At 73.3% G+C, this 22,317-nt stretch carries 18 protein-coding genes; 12 read left to right on the top strand and 6 right to left on the bottom strand.

Annotated features, from left to right (window positions below; translation table 11 throughout):
• The first annotated feature begins 16 nt into the window (after positions 1–16).
• Positions 17–1,864, top strand: coding sequence for a 2-oxoglutarate dehydrogenase, E2 component, dihydrolipoamide succinyltransferase (gene sucB / locus ATJ97_RS19230; protein WP_098485127.1), 1,848 nt, complete (start codon positions 17–19; stop codon positions 1,862–1,864).
• A gap of 89 nt (positions 1,865–1,953) precedes the next feature.
• Positions 1,954–2,925 (top strand): TIGR01777 family oxidoreductase, encoded by a 972-nt coding sequence (locus ATJ97_RS19225; protein WP_098485126.1) that lies wholly within the window; start codon positions 1,954–1,956, stop codon positions 2,923–2,925.
• Positions 2,926–2,964: 39 nt separating this feature from the next.
• On the opposite strand, the gene ATJ97_RS19220 is transcribed toward ATJ97_RS19225, so the two are convergent.
• Together ATJ97_RS19220 and ATJ97_RS19215 are read right to left on the bottom strand one after the other, a co-directional pair.
• Entirely contained in the window at positions 2,965–4,371 is a 1,407-nt protein-coding gene (locus tag ATJ97_RS19220; protein ID WP_098485125.1) for a protein kinase domain-containing protein, read from the bottom strand.
• Positions 4,372–4,447: 76 nt separating this feature from the next.
• On the bottom strand, positions 4,448–6,802 hold the full coding sequence (locus ATJ97_RS19215) for an MMPL family transporter (protein WP_245862761.1): 2,355 nt from the start codon (positions 6,800–6,802) through the stop codon (positions 4,448–4,450).
• 113 nt (positions 6,803–6,915) lie between these two features.
• On the opposite strand from ATJ97_RS19215, the gene ATJ97_RS19210 reads away from it, so the two are divergent.
• From ATJ97_RS19210 to ATJ97_RS19205, 3 genes are read left to right on the top strand one after another with little or no spacing between them, the layout of a single operon-like run.
• Positions 6,916–7,473, top strand: a complete 558-nt coding sequence (locus ATJ97_RS19210; RefSeq protein WP_098485124.1) for a MarR family winged helix-turn-helix transcriptional regulator — start codon at positions 6,916–6,918, stop codon at positions 7,471–7,473.
• 41 nt (positions 7,474–7,514) lie between these two features.
• Positions 7,515–7,670 (top strand): hypothetical protein, encoded by a 156-nt coding sequence (locus ATJ97_RS19935; protein WP_170037590.1) that lies wholly within the window; start codon positions 7,515–7,517, stop codon positions 7,668–7,670.
• Between the two features lie 45 nt (positions 7,671–7,715).
• On the top strand, positions 7,716–8,438 hold the full coding sequence (locus ATJ97_RS19205; protein ID WP_098485123.1) for a DUF4191 domain-containing protein: 723 nt from the start codon (positions 7,716–7,718) through the stop codon (positions 8,436–8,438).
• Positions 8,439–8,552: 114 nt separating this feature from the next.
• On the opposite strand, the gene ATJ97_RS19200 is transcribed toward ATJ97_RS19205, so the two are convergent.
• Positions 8,553–8,909, bottom strand: coding sequence for an RDD family protein (locus ATJ97_RS19200; RefSeq protein ID WP_143427085.1), 357 nt, complete (start codon positions 8,907–8,909; stop codon positions 8,553–8,555).
• A gap of 242 nt (positions 8,910–9,151) precedes the next feature.
• On the opposite strand from ATJ97_RS19200, the gene glnA reads away from it, so the two are divergent.
• The 5 genes from glnA (at position 9,152) to ATJ97_RS19175 (ending at position 15,587) form a co-directional block, all read left to right on the top strand.
• Positions 9,152–10,576, top strand: a complete 1,425-nt coding sequence (gene glnA, locus ATJ97_RS19195) for a type I glutamate--ammonia ligase (protein ID WP_098485121.1) — start codon at positions 9,152–9,154, stop codon at positions 10,574–10,576.
• 165 nt (positions 10,577–10,741) lie between these two features.
• Positions 10,742–11,656, top strand: a complete 915-nt coding sequence (locus ATJ97_RS19190; protein ID WP_098485120.1) for an ABC transporter substrate-binding protein — start codon at positions 10,742–10,744, stop codon at positions 11,654–11,656.
• A 1-nt stretch (position 11,657) separates the two neighbouring features.
• Positions 11,658–12,617: an amino acid ABC transporter permease gene (locus ATJ97_RS19185; protein WP_245862759.1), complete on the top strand. Its 960-nt coding sequence runs from the start codon at positions 11,658–11,660 to the stop codon at positions 12,615–12,617.
• A 26-nt stretch (positions 12,618–12,643) separates the two neighbouring features.
• A complete protein-coding gene (locus tag ATJ97_RS19180; protein ID WP_098485618.1) occupies positions 12,644–13,408 on the top strand; it encodes an amino acid ABC transporter ATP-binding protein in 765 nt (254 codons plus the stop codon).
• A 115-nt stretch (positions 13,409–13,523) separates the two neighbouring features.
• Complete coding sequence (locus ATJ97_RS19175; RefSeq protein WP_098485119.1) at positions 13,524–15,587, top strand: PhoX family protein; 2,064 nt, start codon at positions 13,524–13,526, stop codon at positions 15,585–15,587.
• Positions 15,588–15,644: 57 nt separating this feature from the next.
• Here ATJ97_RS19175 and ATJ97_RS19170 read toward each other — a convergent pair whose 3' ends face one another.
• A complete protein-coding gene (locus ATJ97_RS19170) occupies positions 15,645–18,689 on the bottom strand; it encodes a bifunctional [glutamine synthetase] adenylyltransferase/[glutamine synthetase]-adenylyl-L-tyrosine phosphorylase (RefSeq protein WP_098485118.1) in 3,045 nt (1,014 codons plus the stop codon).
• 10 nt (positions 18,690–18,699) lie between these two features.
• Positions 18,700–20,037 (bottom strand): glutamine synthetase family protein, encoded by a 1,338-nt coding sequence (locus ATJ97_RS19165; RefSeq protein WP_098485117.1) that lies wholly within the window; start codon positions 20,035–20,037, stop codon positions 18,700–18,702.
• 189 nt (positions 20,038–20,226) lie between these two features.
• Between ATJ97_RS19165 and panB the strand changes: the two genes are divergently transcribed.
• Positions 20,227–21,141 carry a 3-methyl-2-oxobutanoate hydroxymethyltransferase gene (gene panB / locus ATJ97_RS19160; RefSeq protein ID WP_098485116.1) on the top strand — a complete coding sequence of 305 codons (915 nt, stop codon included), beginning with the start codon at positions 20,227–20,229 and terminating at the stop codon, positions 21,139–21,141.
• A gap of 13 nt (positions 21,142–21,154) precedes the next feature.
• Here the strand turns inward: panB and ATJ97_RS19155 are convergent, their stop codons facing one another.
• The gene (locus ATJ97_RS19155; RefSeq protein ID WP_098485115.1) at positions 21,155–21,343 is read right to left on the bottom strand and encodes a hypothetical protein; all 189 of its coding nucleotides are present in this window, start codon (positions 21,341–21,343) and stop codon (positions 21,155–21,157) included.
• A 42-nt stretch (positions 21,344–21,385) separates the two neighbouring features.
• On the opposite strand from ATJ97_RS19155, the gene map reads away from it, so the two are divergent.
• The gene (gene map / locus ATJ97_RS19150; RefSeq protein ID WP_098485114.1) at positions 21,386–22,258 is read left to right on the top strand and encodes a type I methionyl aminopeptidase; all 873 of its coding nucleotides are present in this window, start codon (positions 21,386–21,388) and stop codon (positions 22,256–22,258) included.
• Positions 22,259–22,317 lie beyond the last annotated feature (59 nt).

Raw genomic sequence — 22,317 nt, 5'->3', positions numbered from 1 at the left:
AAGGAGATTCCAGGACATGTCTGAGTCCGTGAAGATGCCCGCGCTGGGCGAGTCCGTCACCGAGGGCACCGTCACGCGGTGGCTCAAGGCGGTCGGGGAGACGGTCGAGGTCGACGAGCCGCTGCTCGAGGTCTCCACCGACAAGGTCGACACCGAGGTGCCCTCCCCCGTCGCCGGCGTGGTCGAGAAGATCCTCGTGGAGGAGGACGAGACGGTCGAGGTCGGCACGGACCTCGCCGTGATCGGTGACGGGTCCGGCTCCTCCGACGGCGAGCAGGCTCCCGCGGAGCAGGGCACGAGCGGCGAGCCGGACACGGCGCCGGCGGCCGGCGGCCAGCCCGCCGCCGAGGCCGTCGAGGCCGCGCAGCCGGCCGCCGAGGAGGCCAGGCCGGCCGAGCAGGCGAAGGAGGAGGCGACCGCCTCCGCCCCCGCCGCCGGCGGCGAGGCCTCGGGCGAGGCCGTGAAGATGCCGGCGCTCGGCGAGTCCGTCACCGAGGGCACCGTCACCCGCTGGCTCAAGGCCGAGGGCGACACGGTCGAGGTCGACGAGCCGCTTCTGGAGGTCTCCACCGACAAGGTCGACACCGAGGTGCCCTCCCCCGTGGCCGGCACCGTGGTGAAGATCCTCGTCCAGGAGGACGAGACCGTCGAGGTCGGCACCGACCTCGCGATCGTGGGCGCGGCCGGATCCGCCGCCCCGCAGGCCGAGGCTCCGAAGGCGGAGGCCCCCAAGGCTGAGGCGGCACCCGCCGCTGAGGCCCCCAAGGAGGAGCCGGCCCCCGCGGCCGAGGCGCCCAAGGAGGAGCCGGCCCCCGCCGCCGAGGCACCCAAGCAGCAGCCGCGGAGCGGCGCCGCGCAGCCGGCCGAGCCGCAGGCGCCGAAGGCCGAGACGCGTCGTGAGGCGCCGAGGGCCGCGGCCGCCGCCGGCACCGCCTACATCACCCCGCTCGTGCGCAAGCTCGCCGCGGACCTCGACGTGGACCTGTCCACGGTGGAGGGCACCGGCGTGGGGGGCCGTATCCGCAAGCAGGACGTCGAGGCAGCGGCCGAGCAGGCCGCCGCCGAGAAGGCCGCCGCAGCGGCACCGGCCCAGGCGCCCGCGGCGTCTGCCCCTGCCAGGACGCCGGCTCCCGTCGAGGTCTCCCCGCTGCGCGGCACGACCGAGAAGATGTCGCGCCTGCGCAAGGTCATCTCCAAGCGCATGCGCGAGTCGCTGGACACCTCCGCCCAGCTGACCTCCGTGGTGGAGGTGGACGTCACCCGCATCGCGACCCTGAGGGCCCGGGCGAAGTCCGCGTTCCAGGCCGCAGAGGGCACGAAGCTGACCTTCCTGCCGTTCTTCGTCAAGGCGGCGACGGAGGCCCTCAAGGCGCACCCGAAGCTCAACGCGACGATCGACGACGAGCAGGTGATCTACCACGGCGCCGAGCACATCGGCATCGCGGTCGACACCCCGCGCGGCCTGCTGGTCCCGGTCATCAAGGACGCCGGTGACCTGACGATCGGCGGCATCGCCAAGAAGATCAACGACCTCGCCGCCCGCACCCGGGACAGCAAGGTCACCCCGGACGAGCTGTCCGGCTCGACCTTCACGATCACCAACACCGGGTCGGCCGGGCTCCTGCTGGACACGCCGATCATCAACCAGCCCGAGGTCGCCATCCTCGGTGTGGGGACGATCGTCAAGCGTCCGATGGTCGTCACGGACGCCGACGGCAACGACACCATCGGCATCCGCTCGATGATCTACCTGTCGCTGACGTACGACCACCGCCTGGTCGACGGCGCCGACGCCGGCCGCTTCCTCTCGACCGTCAAGGCCCGCCTGGAGGAGGGCGCCTTCGACGCCGAGGTCGGTCTGTGACGCGCTGACGCGTGCCCGGCACGGGGCCCCGCACCATCACGGTGCGGGGCCCCGTGGCATCTGCCCGGGGGCGCCGTTAGCGTGAGGCCATGGCCACCACCGCGGTGAACGCCGCCGGAACCGCACCGGCCGTCGCCGGCACCCGCACCGTGCTCGTCGCGGGGGCCTCCGGCTTCCTGGGCCACCACCTGGTCCGCCACCTCCGGCACCGCGGCGACGTCGTCCGGCGTCTGGTGCGCCGCGGCCCCAGGGCACCCGACGAGGTCGGCTGGGACCCGGCCTCCGGAGCGCTCGACCGCGCCGCGCTCGACGGCGTGGACGTCGTCGTGAACCTGGGCGGCGCCTCCCTGGGCCGGCTGCCGTGGACGGCCGCCTACAAGGAGGAGATCCTCCGGTCCCGGGTCGACGGCACACGGATCCTCGCCGAGGCCGTCGCCCGGGCGATCGACCACGACGGCCGGCGGGTGCGTCTCCTGCAGGCGAGCGGCACCGACGTCTACGGCGACCGCGGCGACGAGGTGCTCACCGAGACGTCCGACCCCGGCGACGGCTTCCTGGCCGACGTCTGCCGGCAGTGGGAGGCCGCCACCGCCCCGGCCGCCGACGCCGGCGCGCAGGTGGTCCTCCTGCGCACCGCCCCCGCCCTGGCGCCGTCCGGCGGGGCCATCGCCCCGCTCACCACGCTCATCCGGCTGGGGCTCGGCGGGCCGATCGCCGGCGGACGGCAGTGGTTCCCGTGGATCACGCTGGCCGACCACGTGCGTGCCCAGCTGCACCTCATCGACTCGTCGGTGACCGGACCGGTCAACCTCGCCGCCCCCGGTGCCGCCAGGCAGGGCGAGGTCGTGGCCGCCCTGGCCGCGGCCATGCACCGGCCCGCAGTCGTGCGGGCCCCCCGGGCGGCGCTGGCCCTCGCCGGGCGCGATTTCGCCGACTTCCTCGCCGCCTCCCGCCGGGTGGCGCCCCGGGTGCTCCTCGACGACGGCCTGGTCTACCTGCACCCGGACCTCGCGGCCGCCGCACCGTGGGTGGCCGACCGCGGTTCGGCGCGCTCGGAGTGAGGTGGTCGAGGGTCCGGGTGGCCCCTTTCCCGGAGCCGTTCATCCTGCCGAGCCGCCGCAGGTCGACGCCTCGCTGAGCCGCCACGGCGCGGGGCCGCTGAGCGCCATGCGCAGGCAGCGCGGCGCCCGCGCCTCCACGGGCTGCCCGCCCTCCTCGCCGGACCCGTCGGCCGGCACCAGTCGGTACCCCTCCTGACGCAGCACCGCCTCCACGACGGCGCTCGGCGAGGGGCCGCCGTCGGCCGAGACGAGCCGGACCTCGTCGACGGTGGTGCTCAGCCCCTCCGCCCGCACGCCCGCGGTGCGCAGCCGCTCCACCAGGAGCTCGTCCTCCGCCGCGGCGGGAGACCCCGGGACCGTCAGCTCCGCCAGGACCTCCGTGCGGCCGTCGCGCAGCGCCTCGTCCCGCGCTGCCACGAGGTCGCGCACCAGCGCGGACGCCTCCGCGGGCGTGACCGGCGCCGGTGGCGCGGAGGTCGCGCCGAGGACAGGAAGTACGGCGCCCGCCACCAGTGCGAGGGCCGTCACGGCGAGGGCGGCACGACGTCGACCCAGCCGGCGCGGCCGTCGGTGCCTGCCGCGCGGCCGACGGGACGGGGCGACCTCGGTGGCCGCCTGGCCGGACCGGAGCCGTGCCTGCGCGAGGTCGGCGCCGGACGGCAGCTCGATCGCCGCCGCGGCCGGCATGGTGGCCGCGAACCGGGCGAGCTCCTGCGCGGACGGCCGGAGCGCCGGGTCCGGTGAGAGCGCGGCGGTGAGCGGGCCCGCGGCGGGCGACGCTGCGACACCGGGTCCGCCGGGGGCTCCCGAGGCGCTGGGGCCTACCGGGTCGCCGGGGCCCCTCCGGTCGCCCGCCGCCCAGCTGACCACGCGGGCGAGTGCCCACACGTCGGCGGCGGTGCTGGCCGGAGAGCCGCTGCGACGCTCGGGCGCGACGAACCCCGGTGTGCCGCGCTCGTGGGAGGCCTCACCGGCGAGGTCGACGAGCACGGGGACCCCGGCCGCGGTCAGCACCACGTTCGTCGGGGCGACGTCACCGTGGACGACTCCGTGGTCGTGCAGGTGGGCCAGCGCGGAGGCGAGCGCGCCCAGCAAGGTCGCCGACGCCTCCGGTGGCAGGTCTCCGCGCGCAGCACGGACGGTCGCCAGCGTGGGCCCGTCGACGATCTCGGCGACCAGGGCGCACCTGGCCGGGTCGAGTCCCACGACGTCCAGCACCCGCGGCAGGTGCGGGTGCGCCGCCGCCCTGAGGGCACCGAGCCGGCGCAGCGCGGCGGTCCCACGCTCCCCCGGCGGCAGCGTCACGAACGAGACGGCGACGGGTCGGCCCGCCGCGTCGCGGGCGCCCCACACCGCCCCACCCGCCCCGAAGCCCACCGGCGTCTCGAGTCGGTACCCGGGCACCTCGGTGACCGGGGTGGGGCGGGACCGGCGGATGACGGACATGCACCGACCCAAGCAGGGTCGCGTGCGCCGTCGCCCGCGCCCTCCACAGGGACGGCCGGGCGGCCCCGCCTGTGGATCAGTCCTGCGGGACCCGCCGCTGCCACGGCCACCAGGCGACCCGGCCGAGATCGTGGATGGCGCCGGGCACCAGGAGCGTGCGGACCACGAAGGTGTCGACGAGCACACCGGCGGCCACGATGAACGCCAGCTGCACCAGGAACAGCAGCGGGATCACCGCGAGGGCGCTGAACGTGGCGGCGAGCACCAGCCCGGCGGAGGTGATCACGCCGCCGGTCACGGCCAGTCCCCGCCCCACCCCGTTCCGGGTGCCGTGCTGCAGGGACTCCTCCCGCACCCGGGTCATGAGGAAGATCGAGTAGTCGATGCCGAGCGCGACCAGGAAGACGAACCCGTACAGCGGGACGGTCGCGTCAGCGCCGGGGAAGCCGAGGACGTGGTTGAACACCAGGGCGCTCAGCCCCATGGTGGCGCCGAAGGAGAGCACGTTCGCAGCGAGCAGCACGAGCGGTGCCACGACGGAGCGCAGCAGCAGCACGAGCATGAGGAAGATGGCGACCAGGACCACCGGGATGATCGTGCGCAGATCCTGGGCGGCCGTCTCCTGGGTGTCGAGGCGCTGGGCCGCGGCACCGCCGACGAGAGCGTCGGGGTCGGCCTCGTGGACGGCGGCGCGCAGGTCGGCGACGGTGACGAGGGCCTGCTGCGTCTCGGCCGCGTCCGCGGTGACGACCCGGATCTGCACGTTGCCGTCGACGACCAGCGGCTCCCCGGTCGCGCTCGCGCCGGGCTGACCACCCGTAACGCCGGCCGGGGCCTCGACCTCACCGCCGCCGGGCTGACCACCCGTCGCGCCGGCCGGAGCCTCGGCGTCACCCCCGGGCTGACCACCCGCGGCACCGCCAGGGGCGCCGGCGGGGTCCGCGACGAGCTGGGCCGAGAGCACCCCGTCGACCCCCTCGGCCGCCTTGAGCACCTCGGCGGCGTTCTCCTCCGCGGTGATGACGACGGCGGGCTGGACCGTCCCCTCGTCGAAGTGCTCGGCAAGGACCTCCTCGCCCGCGACCGACTCGACCTCCTTGAGGTAGATGTCGGTGTCGCTGGTGCCGTCGGCGCGCAGGGTCGGCACGAACGCCGCGCCGGCGAGCAGGACCAGCGCGGTCACCACCCAGACGGGACGCGCGTGCGAGCCGACGAAGCCGGCCACGCGCTCCCAGATGCCCGGGCGTGCGACCGTTCCGTCGCCGCTCGCGGCCCGGACGCCGTCGTCACCGACGTAGTGCGGCATGCGGGGCCAGAAGACGAACCTCGACCGTCGGCCCGCCACGAGGAGGAGGGCCGGCAGCAGGGTGAGCGCCGCGAGCACGGCCGAGGCGATCCCGATGGCCGCCACCGGCCCGAGGCTCGCGTTGGAGCCCAGGTCGGAGAGCAGGAGGCACAGGAGCCCGACGATGACCGTGCCGGCGCTGGCGGCGATCGGCTCGAGGGACGCGCGCCAGGCGGCCCGCATGGCGTCGGCCGGGTGCTCGTGCCGCGTGAGCTCCTCGCGGTAGCGGGCCACCAGCAGGAGGGAGTAGTCCGTGGCGGCCCCGATGACCAGGATCGAGAGGATGCCCTGGCTCTGCCCGTTGAGAAGCAGCACCCCGCCGCCCGCCAGGGGCTTGATCACCAGGGCCGCGGCGCACAGCGCGAAGACGGCCGTCAGCAGCACCGTGAACGGCAGGCTGGGTGAGCGGTAGACGACGAACAGGATGACCAGGACGACGACGAGCGCGACGCCGAGCAGGATGCCGTCGATCCCGCCGAAGGCGGCGACCAGGTCCGCGACGAACCCGGCCGGCCCGGTCACCCAGGCCTCGAGCCCGGTACCGCCGAGCTGGTCGTCGACCAGGACGCGCAGCTGGTCCACCACGACGTTGACGAGTCGTTCCTCGTTCTCGCCGACGAAGGTGTTCGCGCTGTCCCCGTCCAGCGACACGGGGATGAGCAGCGCCTCGCCGTCCTCGGACGGGACCGCGACCACCGGTCCGGTCAGGTGGTCCTCGAGGGGCCCCGCGCCGGGCAGCTCGACGCGGGGCACGGCGGCCGCGAGCTCCTGCCCCGCGGCGAGGTCCTCCGGGCTGAGCTTGCCCCCGTCGGTGGGCCGCAGCACGACGAGGGCCGGCAACGACTCGGTTCCGGAGAACTCCCGGGCGAGCTGGTCCGCGCGCGTGGACTCGGCGCCCGCGGGCAGGAACGCGGCGCTGTCGTTCTCCTGGACCTCGGAGAGGGACCCCTGGGCCATGCCGCCGAACGCCCCGACGGCGAGCCAGGCGACGAGCACCGCGAGGACGACGAGGCCCCGCACCACGCCGGAGCGCGCCGAGCGGTGCCGGGCCCCGGAGGTGGTCTCGGGGAGGTCGGTACGGGTCACGGAGTCCTCCGGGTTGTGCGGACGATCGTTACTCAGCAGGCTGATCAATAGTGAGGCTAACGATCACCGCTCGGCAAGTCGGGCCGGGCACCGACCACCTGAAAGGATGAGGCGTGACCACCCCCCCGCAGGCCGCGGCCGGACCGAGAGCCGGCGCCTCGACCGCCGACGGCACGTCGGCTGCCGGGCCGGGCCCCCGCGGCCCTGGCGGCGCAGGAGCCGGCCCCGGGGTCGGCGTCGCCCCCGACCAGTGGCCCACCGGGCGGCTCCTCTCGGCGGCCGCACGCCGGGTCGAACGCACGTGGGACGCCTACCTCGAGCGGTGGTCCCTCAGCCACGCCTCCCTGCCCGTGCTGGCCGTGCTGGCGGGCGGCCCGCGCTCCCAGCGCGAGATCGCCGCCTTCCTCGGCGTGACGGAGCAGACCACGAGCCGGATGCTCACGGGCCTCGAGCGGTCCGGCTACGTCGACCGCCGCAGGCATGCCACCGACCGGCGCCGGCAGGTCGTGGCCATCACCGAGGCGGGCAGGTCCGCCCTGGCCGCGCTGGACGACCCGACCACCGTCGAGAGCCTCCTCGGCGACGCCCTCTCCCCCGTTCAGCTCGCCACCCTCCGCGACCTCCTCGTGCGGCTGGTCGAGCACGGCCGTCCTGACCCGACACCGGACTAGCTCGAACGCGTGGTCCTCGGCACCGGACTGGTCGACTGCCGATGGGCCTGGAGCCCCGACGTCTCATCCATGCGGAGGTCGTGGCCGGCGAGCGTCCGGACACCGACCTGCTCCCCGACCGTCCCGGCGCACCGGCCCTCGCCCACCTGTCCGAGCCGACGACGTCGCGCCAGGAGGCCGCAGCCCTCGAGCGGTGACCCGCCGGTCCGGACGGCCGCGGCGGGCCGGTATCGTTGGGCATCATGGCCCGCAAGAAGAAGGACGGCGAGAACGTCTCCGCCGCACCCACGGAGAAGAAGCAGCGCTGGTACCACAACATCCGTGACGCCTACCGCCTCACGCGGCAGGTCAACCCGTCGATCACCTGGATGCTCGTCGGCGTCTTCGTGCTCGTGATGGGTATTGCGCTCGGCATCGGCTTCGCCTGGGGCCACCCGGTCTACATGTCCTTCTTCGGGCTGCTGCTGGCCCTGATGGCGATGATGATCGTCCTGGCCACGCAGACCCGGAGGGCCAGCTACTCCCAGATCGACGGACGGCCCGGGGCGGCCGGTGCCGTGCTCGGGCAGATCCGCCGCGGGTGGAACATCGAGGAGCAGCCCGTCGCCGTCAACCCGCGCCACCAGGACCTGGTGTACCGGATGGTGGGACGCCCCGGCATCGTGCTCGTCTCCGAGGGGCCTTCGCACCGTGTGACCCGCATGCTCGAGGACGAGCGCCGGAAGGTCGCCCGGGTCGCGCCGAACGTTCCCGTGCACCTCGTGCAGTACGGCAACGACCAGGGCCAGGTGCCCATCGGCAAGCTCACGAAGACGGTGCAGGGCCTCAAGAAGACGCTCACGACCGCCGAGGTGGCCCAGGTGGCCAAGCGGCTCCAGGCGCTGGGCAGCACCAAGATGCCCATCCCCAAGGGCATCGACCCGATGAAGGCGCGCCCTGACCGCAAGGGCATGCGCGGCCGCTGAGCCTCGACCTCGCCCCACGACGGCACCGACCCCGCCGGCACCAAGCAGCCCGGGACCAGTGCCGTCGGCGTCTGCCGGTGACGCGCCGCCGGCGTACGCGGGGTGAGCCGCCCGTCAGCGTATGCGGGTGACGACCGTCCCGGCGGCGACGTCGTGCAGCCCCCGGCCGTCGCCGCCCCACACGACAGCGGGGATGACGAGGCAGAGCAGCACGGTGCGCACCAGCGCGCGCACCGGTCCCGCCGGACCGCGTCCGGCCGTGCGGACGGCCAGGCCCGCGGCGACGTGACCGATCGTGGCGCTGAGGGTACCGACCATGAGCCACGTCATGAGGGCGAAGATGCCCAGCGTAGCGAGGGAGTCGAATCCGAAGAACCCCGCGCTGATCACGGAGGCGATCGCCCAGTCGACGGCGAGGGCGAGAAGGCGCCGGCCCAGGCCGGCGACGGGCGGGAACACGGGATCAGGCACCGTTCGAGCCTAACGGGACGGCCCGCCCGTACCGCACCGGCCCCACGGTCCGGCTTCACGGTCCGGCCCCGTGTGACGAGCGTCATCGCGCTGCCGGTGCGCGTAACACGCCCGACACATTCGGGTGACACACGGGAAACTGCCACGGGCTACTTTTCAGACGTTCCTCAGGTCGCGCCGCCCCGCCCGGGCACGGCACGATCGCCGGGGAACCCACCCGCCCTACTCCGAGGAGCCAACGGATGTTCTCAAACGCCGACGAGGCAATCGCCTACACGAAGGAGCAGGACGTCAAGTTCGTCGACGTCCGCTTCTGCGACCTGCCGGGCGTCATGCAGCACTTCAACATCCCCGTCGAGGCGTTCAACGAGGACGCGTTCACCGACGGTCTGATGTTCGACGGGTCCTCCATCCGGGGCTTCCAGGCGATCCACGAGTCCGACATGAAGCTGGTGCCCGACGTGACGTCGGCGTTCGTGGACCCCTACCGCAAGCAGAAGACCCTCGTGGTCAACTTCTCGATCGTCGACCCGTTCACCGACGAGGCGTACTCGCGCGACCCGCGCAACATCGCGGCCAAGGCCGAGGCGTACCTGCGGAGCACCGGCATCGCCGACACGGTCTACTTCGGCGCCGAGGCGGAGTTCTACATCTTCGACGACGTGCGCTTCCAGACCACCCAGCACTCGAGCTTCTACTACCTCGACTCCAAGGAGGCGGCCTGGAACACGGGCCGTGACGAGGAGGGGGCCAACCTCGGCTACAAGACCCGCTACAAGGGCGGTTACTTCCCCGTCTCCCCGAACGACCAGATGGCCGACCTGCGCGACGAGATGGTCCGCGTCCTGCACGAGGTCGGCCTCCAGGTCGAGCGCGCGCACCACGAGGTCGGCACCGCCGGTCAGCAGGAGATCAACTACCGCTTCGACACGCTCCGGGCCGCCGCGGACGACGTGATGAAGTTCAAGTACATCATCAAGAACACGGCCTGGCAGGCCGGGAAGTCGGCCACCTTCATGCCGAAGCCGCTGTTCGGCGACAACGGCTCGGGCATGCACTCCCACCAGTCGCTGTGGAAGGACGGCAAGCCGCTGTTCTTCGACGAGCGCGGCTACGGCGGCCTCTCGGACATGGCCCGCTGGTACATCGGCGGCCTCCTGCGCCACGCCCCCTCGCTGCTGGCGTTCACGAACCCGACGGTGAACTCCTACCACCGCCTCGTCCCGGGCTTCGAGGCGCCGGTGAACCTCGTGTACTCGGCCCGCAACCGCTCCGCCTGCATCCGCATCCCCGTGACCGGCTCCTCGCCCAAGGCCAAGCGCGTCGAGTACCGCGTCCCGGACCCGTCGTCGAACCCCTACCTGGCGTTCTCGGCCATGCTCATGGCGGGCATCGACGGCATCCGGAACCGGATCGAGCCGCCGGAGCCGATCGACAAGGACCTCTACGAGCTGCCGCCCGAGGAACACGCCCAGATCGAGCAGCTGCCCGACTCCCTGCCCAAGGCCCTCGAGGCGCTCGAGGCGGACCACGACTACCTGACCGAGGGGGACGTCTTCACGCGGGACCTCATCGAGACGTGGATCGACTACAAGCGCACGAACGAGATCGACCCGCTGCGCCTGCGGCCGCACCCGCACGAGTTCGAGCTGTACTACGACCTGTGAGTTCACGCTGAGCACCGTGGGCTCTTGCTGAGCACCGCCTGAGGAGGCCGGCGCCATGCGCCGGCCTCCTCGCGTGTGTGCGAGCCCACAGCTCGCCGATGCATAGTCATGCACGGGCGTGGATATATGGTGGAGGCGTCTTGTCGTCCTCCACCGGAGCTCATCATGCGTCGCCTTCCCGTCCTCGCCCTCGCCGCCACCGCGGGGGCTCTCGTCCTCAGCTCGTGCACCAACGCGTCGGAGGCCTCCGCGCCCGCGTCCGGTGACTCCGCGGCCGCCGCGGAGCCCAGCTACGACGTGACCGGCATCGACAAGGTCGACGAGATCGCGGGGATGCTGCCCGAGGACTTCGACGGCACCCTGACGGTCGGCGACAACCTCCAGTACGCGCCCGCCGAGTTCCTCGGCGGGCCGGACGGCCAGACCCCGACCGGCTACGACGTCGACCTCGCCAAGGCGCTGGGCCGGGTGCTGGGAGTCGAGGTGGACGTCCAGCACGCCGAGTTCGCCTCGATCATCCCCGCCATCGGCACGCAGTACGACGCGGGCATCGCCTCCTTCTCGATCAACCCGGAGCGGATCGAGCAGGTCGACATGATCGCCTACATCTCGGCCGGCTCCACGTTCTCCGTCCAGCAGGGCAACCCGAAGGACCTCGACCCCGCCGACCTGTGCGGGACGACCATGGGCGTGCAGACCGGCACGATCCAGGACGAGGACGCCGACCGCCTCGCCGCGGAGTGCACCGACGCGGGAGCCGAGCCGATCGAGGTGCTGCGCTACACCTCCCAGGCCGACGTCACCACCAACCTCGTCGGCGGCAAGATCGACGTCATGTACGCCGACTCCCCCGTCGGCCAGTACGCCGCGCTGCAGACCGGGGGCCAGGTGGAGCAGCTCGGTGACGTCACCGACGCCGCGCCGCAGGGTATCGCCGTGTCCAAGGACGACCCCGAGCTCACCGCCGCCCTGCAGGCCGCGATGCAGCACCTGATGGACGAGGGCGTCTGGGAGGACATCCTCGGCACCTGGGGCGTGACCGGCGCGCTGACGACCGCCGAGCTCAACCCGGCGGTCTGACGTGGGCGCTGCTCCGGAGCTGATCCAGGCCCACCCGGTCCGCCGCCCCGGCCGGCTCGTCTCCGCCGTGGTGGTCGCCGTCCTCGCGGCGATGGTGGTCAACACCCTGATCACGAACCCCAACTTCCGCTGGGACGTGGTCTGGCTCTACCTCCGTGACGTCAACGTCGTCCGGGGCGTGGGGTGGACGCTGCTGCTCACCGCCGGCTCGATGGTCGTCGCCGTCGCGCTCGCGCTGACGCTGGCGATCATGCGCCGGTCGGACAACCCCGTCATGCGCTGGGTGTCCTGGGTGTACATCTGGTTCTTCCGGGGCACGCCGATCTACACCCAGCTGGTCTTCTGGGGCCTGCTCGGGGTGCTGTACCCGCGGCTGAGCCTGGGCATCCCGTTCGGTCCGGAGTTCGTCGTCATCGACACCAACGACGTCTTCTCCGCCGCCTGGGCCGCGCTGATCGGACTGGCCCTGAACGAGGCGGCGTACCTGTCGGAGATCTTCCGCTCGGGCCTGAACGGCGTGGACCCCGGTCAGGCCGAGGCGGCCCGCGCGCTGGGCATGAAGGAGTCGAAGATCCTGCGCCGCGTGGTCCTCCCCCAGGCGATGCGGGTGATCGTGCCCCCGACCGGCAACGAGACCATCTCGATGCTGAAGACCACCTCGCTGGTGCTCGCGGTGCCGTTCACGCTCGACCTGACGTTCGCGACCAACGCGATCGGCAACCGGCTCTTCCTCCCCATCCCCCTGCTCATGGTCGCGGCCATCTGGTACCTCGTCATCACCTCGGTGCTCATGGTGGGCCAGCACTACCTCGAGCGGTACTACGGTCGCGGCTTCGACGGCGCCACCCGCGGCGGAGCAAGCACCTCCACCCGCCGGAACAGGGCGACCGGCCGCAAGCAGCAGGCCATCCTCGCGGCCGGCACGACCAAGGACGACCCCTTCCTGGAGTACACACCGTGAACGAGCTGACGACGGCGACCACACCCATGGTCCGGGTGCGTGGGGTGCACAAGTTCTTCGGCGACCTCCACGTCCTGCGCGGCGTGGACCTGACGGTTCCGCGCGGCTCCGTCTGCGTCGTCGTGGGTCCGTCCGGGTCGGGCAAGTCGACGCTGCTGCGTTGCGTGAACGAGCTGGAGCAGATCGACGCCGGCCGGATCGAGGTCGACGGCGAGCTGATGGGCTACCGGGAGGAGGTCCGACGCGGGCGCCCGGAGCTCTTCCGGCTGCACCCGCGCGACATCGCCCGCCAGCGCTCCCGCATCGGGATGGTCTTCCAGCGCTTCAACCTCTTCCCCCACATGACGGCGGTGCAGAACGTCATGGAGGCGCCGGTCCAGGTCCGAGGGACCGGCCGGGCCCAGGCCCGCGAGCGCGCCCTCGAGCTGCTCGGTCGGGTGGGCCTGTCCGACCGGGTGGACCACTACCCCGCCCAGCTCTCCGGCGGGCAGCAGCAGCGCGTCGCAATCGCCCGGGCGCTCGCCATGGACCCGGAGCTGATGCTCTTCGACGAGCCGACCTCGGCCCTCGACCCCGAGCTGGTCGGCGAGGTCCTGGGCGTGATGAAGGACCTCGCCGCGGAGGGCATGACGATGATCGTGGTGACCCACGAGATCGGCTTCGCCCGCGAGGTCGGTGACCACCTCGTCCTCATGGACGAGGGCGTCGTCGTCGAGCAGGGCGCCCCGCGCGCCGTCCTGGACCGGCCCGCCCAGGAGCGCACCAGGAAGTTCCTCGCCCGCGTGCTCTGACCCCGGCTCACGCCCCTTCCCTCTGGCCCTTCCGGCCCGGCACCGGCACTATGGGCCCCGAGGAGACGCGCCGCCCGGGCGCGCGAACTGTCGCAACGACGCGAGGGGAAGTCCGATGAGCCTCACCACACCGCAAAGACCTCTGCTGCCGCTCGTGCCCGCGCACGCGGGCGGCAGGTCGGCGATGACCTGCCGGTACCGCTGCGGGAACGCCTGCTTCCACGACGTGCCCAACACCTCGTCCAACGAGTACTTCGGGGACGTGATGACGCACGTCGTCTCCCGCCGGGCGGTGCTGCAGGCGGGCGCCGTGCTCGGCCTCGCCGGTGCTGCCGGCGCCGTCGGGGCGGCCGGCGCGCCGTCGGCGGCCGCGGCGCCCCCGGGCGCCGCCGGCGCCCCGGGCCTGCGCTTCAGCGCCGTGGCGCCGAACACGACCGACGCGGTGGTCGTGCCTCCGGGGTACCTGCACGAGGTGGTGCTGCGCTGGGGAGACCCGCTGTTCGACGACTCCCCAGAGTTCGACCCCTACCACCAGACGGCCGAGGCGCAGGAGCGCCAGTTCGGCTACAACTGCGACTACCTGGGGCTGTTCCGCCGCCGCGGCAACGGCAACTTCCTCCTGGTGGCCAACCACGAGTACACGAACGAGGAGCTCATGTTCCCCGGCTACGACCCGGAGAACCCCACCCGTGAGCAGGTCGAGATCGCCTGGGCCGCGCACAGCCTCAGCGTCGTCGCCCTGACCGCCGAGGGCCGCGGCAGACGCTCCGGAGGGCTCGACCCCGTCGTCGGGCACCCCCTGAACCGGCGCTTCACGATGCGCTCGGAGTTCGAGCTCTCCGGACCGGTGGCCGGGGACGCGCTCGTCCGCACCCCCGACGACCCCGACGGGCGGACCGTCCTGGGCACCCTGAACAACTGCGCCGGCGGCCTCACCCCGTGGGGCACGTGGCTGACCGGCGAGGAGAACTTCAACCAGTACTTCGCGAACGCGGGGACCGTCACGGACCCGAAGGCCGCGGAGCGGCTGCGCCGCTACGGCGTCAACAAGGGTCCCAGCGGCCGGAAGTGGGAGCGTTTCGACGACCGCTTCGACATCTCGGTCCAGCCGAACGAGCCGAACCGGTTCGGCTGGGTGTGCGAGATCGACCCGTTCGACCCGGAGTCGACGCCCCGCAAGCGCACTGCGCTCGGACGCTTCAAGCACGAGGGGGCGACGATCAGCCTGACCCCGGACGGCCGCGCGGCGGCGTACATGGGCGACGACGAACGGTTCGACTACGTCTACAAGTTCGTCTCCCGGGACCGGTACCGCGAGGGCGACCACGAGCACAACGCCACCCTGCTGGACAACGGCACCCTCTACGTCGCCCGGTTCACGGGCGACTCGCCGGGCGAGATCACCGGTGACGGGAAGCTGCCGGCCGACGGTGAGTTCGACGGCTCGGGCGAGTGGCTCCCGCTCGTGACCTCCGCGGACGGCGAGGCACACTCCCACGTGCCCGGCATGAGCGGGGTCGAGGCGCTGGTCTTCGCCCGCCAGGCGGGGGACGCCGTCGGCGCGACGAAGATGGACCGGCCCGAGGACGTCGAGCCGCACCCGGACACCGGCCGCGTCTACATGGCGCTGACCAACAACACCAACCGCGGCCTGCCCGGGTACGCGGGCCCGGACGAGGCCAACCCCCGCCGCGCGAACAAGCACGGCCACGTCATCGAGCTGCGGGAGAGCGACGACGACGCCGCCTCGACCACCTTCTCCTGGCGGATCCTGCTCGTGTGCGGCGACCCGAAGGACCCGAGCACGTACTTCGCCGGGTACGACAAGGACCAGGTCTCCCCCATCTCCTGCCCGGACAACGTCACGTTCGACAAGTACGGCAACCTCTGGATCTCGACCGACGGCAACCAGCTCGGCTCGAACGACGGCCTGTTCGGCGTCGCCCTGGAGGGCCCGTACCGCGGCCAGGTCAAGCAGTTCCTCACCGTGCCCGTCGGCGCCGAGACGTGCGGGCCGTGGGTGACCGACGACCGGGTGCTCGTCCACGTCCAGCACCCGGGCGAGGCGGACGGGTCGACCTTCGAGAATCCCCTCTCCCACTGGCCCGACGGCGGTGTTCCCCGGCCGTCGTGCGTCGTGGTGTGGCGGGCGGACGGACGGAAGATCGGCACCGCGTGACCGCGTGACCGCGTCCGGGCCGGCGCGCCGCGGTGGCGGCGCCCGGCCCGGTCGCGGTCAGTCGTAGAAGAGCTCCTCCGCGACGGTCCGGGCGCGCCGGGCGGCGCGCAGCCACAGCTCCTCCAGGTCCTGCCGCTGCCCCGGCGCCATGCCGACCAGGCGGGCGACGACCTCCAGCTCCGCCGGCTCGTGCGGCAGGACGTCCGCACGGTCGGCACTGGCCCGGCCCGTGCCGAGCACGATCGCGTCCCGGATGCGCGAGGCCAGCAGCCAGGCCTCGGCCAGGCGGTCGGCCTTGCCCGCCGGGACGATGCCCGCCTCGCGCAGCGCCTGCAGGGCGTCGAGGGTGCCGGTGGTGCGCAGCCCGGGCACGTCGCCGGCGTGCTGGAGCTGCAGCAGCTGCACGGTCCACTCGACGTCGCTCAGGCCACCCCGTCCCAGCTTCAGGTGCCGGGTGGCGGGCACCCCGCGGGGCAGCCGTTCGGACTCCACGCGGGCCTTGATGCGGCGCAGCTCGCGCACGTCGTGCTCGGCGAGCCCGCCCGCGGGGTGGCGCAGCGGGTCCACGAGCGCCTCGAACTCTCGGCCCAGCCCGGGGTCGCCCGCGACGGGCCGTGCCCGCAGCAGCGCCTGCCGCTCCCAGGGCTCCACCCAGCGTTCGTAGTACTCGGCGTAGGAGGCGAGCGTGCGCGTCAGGGGCCCGTTGCGACCCTCCGGGCGCAGCGCCGCGTCGACAGGCAGGGCCGGCTCCGGCCCGGTGCGCCCCAGCAGCTCGCGCACCCCGGTGGCGACCGCGAGGGCCGTGCGGGTGGCCAGCTGAGGGTCGGCGCCCGGCAGGGGGTCGTGGACGAAGAGGACGTCGGCGTCGGAGGCGTAGCTCATCTCCCGTCCCCCGAGGCGGCCCATCGCCACCACGAGGTAGCGCGACGGCGGCCCGCCCAGCCCCGCCTCGGCCACGGCACGCTCGACGGCGACGCGCAGCGCCCCCTGCAGGGCGATGTCGGCGGCGTTGCTGATCATGGCGGCGGAGCGGGCGTGGTCCCCGAGGCCGAGGACGTCGCCGATCGCCGCGCGCAGCAGTCCGCGGCGGCGCAGGTAGCGGGCCGCCATGACACGGTCGACCGTGTCGGTGCGCCGGTCCTGCAGCGCGACGAGCTCGGCCGAGAGCGCCGCGAGCGTGCGGGGCGCGAGCTCGTCGTCGTCGTCGAGCCAGGCGACGGCCTCCGGCAGCCGGCCGATCGCGTCGGCCACGTAGCGGCTGGTGGAGAGCAGGCGGGCGAGCCGCTGGGCCGCGCCGCCGGAGTCGCGCAGGAGCTTGAGGTACCAGTGCGTGGTGCCCATGGTCTCGGAGAGCTTGCGGAAGGCGAGGAGCCCGTGGTCGGGGAGCGGCCCCTGCGCGAACCAGCCGAGCATGACGGGCAGGAGGTGGCGCTGGATCGCGGCGGCCCGGGAGATGCCCTCGGTGAGGGCCGCGATGTGCCGGATGGCGCCGTCGGGGTCGTGGTACCCGATCGCCGCCAGCCGGGCCCGCGCGGCGTCCGGAGCGAGGGAGACGTCGTCGGCGCTGAGGCGAGCGGTGGCGGGGAGCAGCGGGCGGAAGAAGATCTCCTCGTGCAGGTGGCGGACCTCGCGGCGGACCTGCCGCAGCCGCTTCTCCAGCGCCCCCGGGCCGTCGACGCCGTCCAGGCGCATCGCGCGGCCGAGCCGGCGCAGGCTCTCCTCGTCGGTGGGGACGAGCTGGGTGCGCCGGAGGCGGTGCAGCTGTAGGCGGTGCTCGAGCAGGCGGAGGAACCGGTAGTGCCGGTCCAGGAGCGCGGCGGCGTCGCGTGAGACGTACCCGCCGGCGGCGAGCTGGGCGAGGCCCTCGAGGGTCGTGCGTGACCGGATCGACTCGTCGGTGCGTCCGTGGACGAGCTGGAGGAGCTGGACGGTGAACTCGACGTCGCGCAGGCCGCCCCTGCCGAGCTTGAGCTGCCGGTCCGCCTCGGCGGCCGGCACGTTCTCCTCGACCCGCCGCCGCATCGCCTGGGAGTCCTCGACGAAGTTCTGCCGCTCCACGGCGGTCCACACCATCGGCGAGAGCGCGTCGCAGTACGCCTGGCCGAGGGCGAGGTCGCCGGCCACGGGCCGTGCCTTGAGCAGCGCCTGGAACTCCCAGGTCTTCGCCCACCGCTCGTAGTACGCGACGTGCGAGGCGAGCGTGCGCACCAGCGGGCCGTCCTTGCCCTCCGGGCGCAGGTTGGCGTCCAGCGGCCACAGGGCCGGCTCCGGGCCGACGGCGGAGACGGCCCGGGCGAGCGCCGTCGCGAGCTTCGTGCCGAGCCTGATCGCCTCGGCCTCCGTGACGCCGTCGACCGGCTCGACGACGTGGACGACGTCGACGTCGGAGATGTAGTTGAGCTCGCGGCCCCCGGTCTTGCCCATGCCCAGCACGGCCAGGCGCACCCCGGCGGCCTCCGGCAGGTCCGCGCGGGCGACGGCGACCGCCGCGTCGAGCGCGCCGGCCACGATGTCGGCGATCGAGGCGGCGACCCTCGGGAAGTCGGCCAGGGGGTCGGGACTGGTGAGGTCGGCGGCGGCGATCTCGAGGAGGCGGCGCCGGTACGTGCGCCGGAGCGTGGCGACGCCCTCCTCACCGGTCAGGGTGGCGACCGGCACGGCGGCCCCGGGGTCGGCCCCGACGGCCCGCAGCGCGTGCTCCCGCTCGTCCTCGGGCGCGAGGTCGAGCACGGACGGTTCCCCGGGGCGCTCGACGAGCAGCGAGACGGACCCCGGGTGCGCCACGAGCGCGTCGCCGAGGGCGGCGGAGGCGCCGAGCACGGCGAGGAGCCGGCGTCGGGCGGGTCCGTCGTCGGCCAGGACCTCGGCCAGCACCGGCTCGTCCCCGGTGCCGGCGGCGGCCTCGGCGAGCCGGAGCAGCGTCAGGAGGGCGTGGTCCGGGTCCGCGACCTGCCCGAGCGCCTCGGGCAGCGGCGCCCCGGCCTCCTCGGCGGCGGCGACGTAACGGCCGAGCGCGTGGTCGTCGAGGCGCGCGGCCGCGGTGGCCGGCTCGGCGAACCCGAGCCGGCGCAGCGTCGTGGTGCGGGAGACCGCACGGGTCATGCGGCCACGCTCACAGCGCGGGGATGAACCGCTGAAGCTCGTACGGGGTGACCTGGGCCCGGTACTCCTGCCACTCGGTGCGCTTGTTGCGCAGGAAGAACTCGAACGTGTCCTCCCCGAGGGTCTCGGCCACGAGCTCGGAGGACTCCATGAGCTCGACGGCCTCGCGCAGGGACGCGGGCAGGGAGCGGATGCCGAGCGCCTTGCGCTCCTCGCGCGTCATCGCGGCGACGTCCTCCGCCGCACCCTCGGGCAGCTCGTACCCCTCCTCGATGCCCTTGAGGCCGGCGTTGAGCAGCACCGCGAACGCCAGGTAGGGGTTGGCGGCCGAGTCCAGGGCCCGGTACTCCACGCGTGCCGACCCGCCCTTCTCCGGCTTGTACATGGGCACGCGCACCAGGGCGGAGCGGTTGTTGTGCCCCCACGAGACGTACGCGGGTGCCTCGTCACCGCCCCACAGACGCTTGTAGGAGTTGACGTGCTGGTTGCACACCGCGGTGATCTCCGCGGCGTGGTGGAGCAGACCGGCGATGAAGGACCGGGCGGTGGCGGAGAGCTGGTACTCCCCCGACGGGTCGTGGAAGGCGTTCTGGTCGCCCTCGAACAGCGACATGTGCGTGTGCATGCCCGAGCCGGGCGCGTCCGGCAGCGGCTTGGGCATGAAGGTGGCGAGGACGTCCTGCTGCAGCGCCACCTCCTTGATGACGGTGCGGAACGTCTGGATGTTGTCGGCCATGCTCAGCGCGTCGGCGTAGCGCAGGTCGATCTCGTTCTGGCCGGGGCCGGCCTCGTGGTGGGAGAACTCCACCGAGATGCCCATGGACTCCAGGGTGGTGATCGCGTCCCGCCGGAAGTCGTGGGCCGTGCCGCGGGCGACGTGGTCGAAGTAGCCGCCGGTGTCGATGGGGACCAGCGGGTCCTGGGGCGAGGAGACGTTCTGGAAGAGGTAGAACTCGATCTCGGGGTGGGTGTAGAAGGTGAAGCCGGCGTCCGCGGCCTTGTTCATCGCCCGCTTGAGCACGCTGCGCGGGTCCGAGCGCGCCGGCTCGCCGGTGGGGGTCAGCACGTCGCAGAACATGCGGGCGACCCCGTTCTCGTCCCCCCGCCACGGGAGCACCTGGAACGTGGAGGGGTCGGGCTTGGCCAGCATGTCCGACTCGTAGACGCGGGAGAGTCCCTCGATCGAGGAGCCGTCGAAGCCGATGCCCTCGGCGAAGGCGCCCTCGAGCTCGGCGGGCGCGATGGCCACGGACTTCAGCACGCCGAGGACGTCGGTGAACCAGAGCCGGATGAAGCGGACGTCCCGCTCCTCGATCGCCCTGAGGACGTACTCCTGCTGCTTGTCCATGTGTCGGCTCCTGGTTCGGCGTGGCGGACCGCCTGCGACGGCGGCGTGCGGCCGGTCCCCGCACCGTCCCATCATGGCGCAACTGACCGGCAGGTCCGCGACGCCTCTAGGGTGAGTGCTTGTCACGGACCACCGACGGCGCCGTCCACCGGCCGCCGCGGGCGTCCCCGCCGCCGAGCAGGAGTTCAGATGAGCAGCAGCGTCCCCCCGGAGCAGCGGGCAGCGAGCACCGCCGCCACAGGCACCCCGTCGGGGGGTGACCCGAGCGTCGCGGCCGGCCCGGCCTCCGAGCAGGCGCGAGGCCCGCGCAAGGTCCGGGTCCACCACCTCAGGCAGGCCAAGGAGCGCGGCGAGCCGCTGACGATGCTGACCGCGTACGACGCCGTCACCGCCCGGATCTTCGACGAGGCGGGGATCGACATCCTCCTGGTGGGCGACTCCATCGGCGACAACATGCACGCCCATCCGACGACCATCCCCGTCACCGTGGACGACATGATCCCGGCGGTGCGCGCGGTGGCCCGGACCGCGCAGCGCGCCCTGGTGGTGGCCGACCTGCCCTTCGGCTCCTACGAGGCCTCGCCGGCCCAGTGCCACGCCTCCGCGGTGCGGATGCTCAAGGAGGCCGGGGCGCACGCCGTGAAGTTCGAGGGCGGGGAGCACCTGGCCGAGCACGTGCGGCTGCTCACGCGCTCGGGCATCCCCGTGGTCGGGCACCTCGGGTTCACCCCCCAGGCCGAGAACCTCCTCGGCGGCAAGCGGGTCCAGGGCCGGGGCCACGAGGCCGCGGACAGGCTCGTCGCGGACGCGCTGGCGCTGGCGGACGCGGGCGCGGTCGCCGTCGTCCTCGAGATGGTCCCCGGCCCCGTGGCCGCCCGGGTCACCGAGGTGCTCCCCATCCCGACCATCGGGATCGGCGCGGGCCCGGAGGTGGACGGCCAGGTGCTCGTCTGGACCGACATGGCCGGCATGACGTCCTGGTCGCCGCGGTTCGCCCGGCGCTTCGGCGAGGTCGGGGCCGAGCTGGCCTCGGCGACCCGCGCCTACGCCCGGGCGGTGCGCGACCGCAGCTTCCCGGCGGCCGAGCACGTGTACGAGTCCTGAGCGCCGGCGGCGCCTACTGCTCGTCCTCCCAGGCCTCGTCCTCCTCGGCCCACCTCTCGTTGCGGTCCTGGGCACGGGCGAGGGCCTGGGCCGCCGCCTCGGCGCTCGGGTACGGACCCATGCGGTTGGTCGCCCCGTGCACCTTCCCCTCCTCCACCTGGCCGGTGGCGAGGTTGTAGTAGAACTCCTGCTGCTCGCTCATCGCTCCTCCAAGGCCGCCGACGACGGTCCGTAGACTGCCACCATGCTCGCCGACCGCGCCCCCCGGGGCACCTTGACCAAGGGAACCGTCTCCCCCCTCCGCACCGTCCCGGCGTCGATCCCGCGGCCCGAGTACGTCGGGCGCACCGGTCCCGAGCGGGTCACGGCCTCCGACGTGAAGAGCCCGGAGACCGTCGAGCGCATCCGGCGCGCCTCCCGCCTCGCGGCCCAGGCCCTGGAGGAGGTCGGCCGGCACGTCGCCCCCGGGGTGACCACGGACGAGCTCGACCGGGTCGGGCACGAGTTCCTCGTCGACCACGGCGCCTACCCCTCCACGCTGGAGTACATGGGTTTCCCCAAGTCGCTGTGCACCTCCGTCAACGAGGTCATCTGCCACGGCATCCCCGACTCCACCGTGCTGCAGGAGGGCGACATCCTCAACGTCGACGTCACCGCCTACCTCGACGGCGTGCACGGCGACCTCAACGCCATGTTCGAGGTGGGTGAGGTCGACGAGGAGTCGCACCTGCTCGTCGAGCGGACCCGCACCGCGATGGAGCGCGGCATCAGGGCCGTGCGCCCGGGGCGCGAGGTCAACGTCATCGGCCGGGTGATCGAGGCCTACGCGCGCCGCTTCGACTACGGCGTGGTCCGGGACTTCACCGGTCACGGCGTGGGCGAGGCGTTCCACTCCGGCCTCGTGATCCCCCACTACGACTCGGCGCCCCGCTACGACGACGTCATGGTCCCCGGCATGGTCTTCACCATCGAGCCGATGCTCACGCTGGGCGACATCGACTGGGAGCAGTGGGACGACGGCTGGACCGTCCTCACCAGGGACCGCTCCCGCACCGCGCAGTGGGAGCACACCATCGTCGTCACCGAGGACGGCGCCGAGATCCTCACACTGCCCTGACCCGGCGGCGCCGCCGGCCCCGCCGTCCGGGCCCACCGGCCCGTCTCATCCATCTCATC

The sequence above is a fragment of the Georgenia soli genome (assembly GCF_002563695.1).
GTDB lineage: Bacteria > Actinomycetota > Actinomycetes > Actinomycetales > Actinomycetaceae > Georgenia > Georgenia soli.
Note: the sequence above shows the minus strand (reverse complement) of the source record. Positions and strands in the feature narration are given on the sequence as shown.

Bases quoted from the DNA above. Each gene is read 5' to 3' on its own strand.
- ATJ97_RS19220 (WP_098485125.1), bottom strand. From the start codon at position 4,371: ATGTCCGTCATCCGCCGGTCCCGCCCCACCCCGGTCACCGAGGTGCCC.
- ATJ97_RS19155 (WP_098485115.1), bottom strand. From the start codon at position 21,343: ATGAGCGAGCAGCAGGAGTTCTACTACAACCTCGCCACCGGCCAGGTG.
- glnA (WP_098485121.1), top strand. From the start codon at position 9,152: ATGTTCTCAAACGCCGACGAGGCAATCGCCTACACGAAGGAGCAGGAC.
- ATJ97_RS19165 (WP_098485117.1), bottom strand. From the start codon at position 20,037: ATGGACAAGCAGCAGGAGTACGTCCTCAGGGCGATCGAGGAGCGGGAC.
- ATJ97_RS19935 (WP_170037590.1), top strand. From the start codon at position 7,515: ATGGGCCTGGAGCCCCGACGTCTCATCCATGCGGAGGTCGTGGCCGGC.
- sucB (WP_098485127.1), top strand. From the start codon at position 17: ATGTCTGAGTCCGTGAAGATGCCCGCGCTGGGCGAGTCCGTCACCGAG.
- ATJ97_RS19225 (WP_098485126.1), top strand. From the start codon at position 1,954: ATGGCCACCACCGCGGTGAACGCCGCCGGAACCGCACCGGCCGTCGCC.
- panB (WP_098485116.1), top strand. From the start codon at position 20,227: ATGAGCAGCAGCGTCCCCCCGGAGCAGCGGGCAGCGAGCACCGCCGCC.
- map (WP_098485114.1), top strand. From the start codon at position 21,386: ATGCTCGCCGACCGCGCCCCCCGGGGCACCTTGACCAAGGGAACCGTC.
- ATJ97_RS19175 (WP_098485119.1), top strand. From the start codon at position 13,524: ATGAGCCTCACCACACCGCAAAGACCTCTGCTGCCGCTCGTGCCCGCG.
- ATJ97_RS19170 (WP_098485118.1), bottom strand. From the start codon at position 18,689: ATGACCCGTGCGGTCTCCCGCACCACGACGCTGCGCCGGCTCGGGTTC.
- ATJ97_RS19190 (WP_098485120.1), top strand. From the start codon at position 10,742: ATGCGTCGCCTTCCCGTCCTCGCCCTCGCCGCCACCGCGGGGGCTCTC.
- ATJ97_RS19180 (WP_098485618.1), top strand. From the start codon at position 12,644: ATGGTCCGGGTGCGTGGGGTGCACAAGTTCTTCGGCGACCTCCACGTC.
- ATJ97_RS19205 (WP_098485123.1), top strand. From the start codon at position 7,716: ATGGCCCGCAAGAAGAAGGACGGCGAGAACGTCTCCGCCGCACCCACG.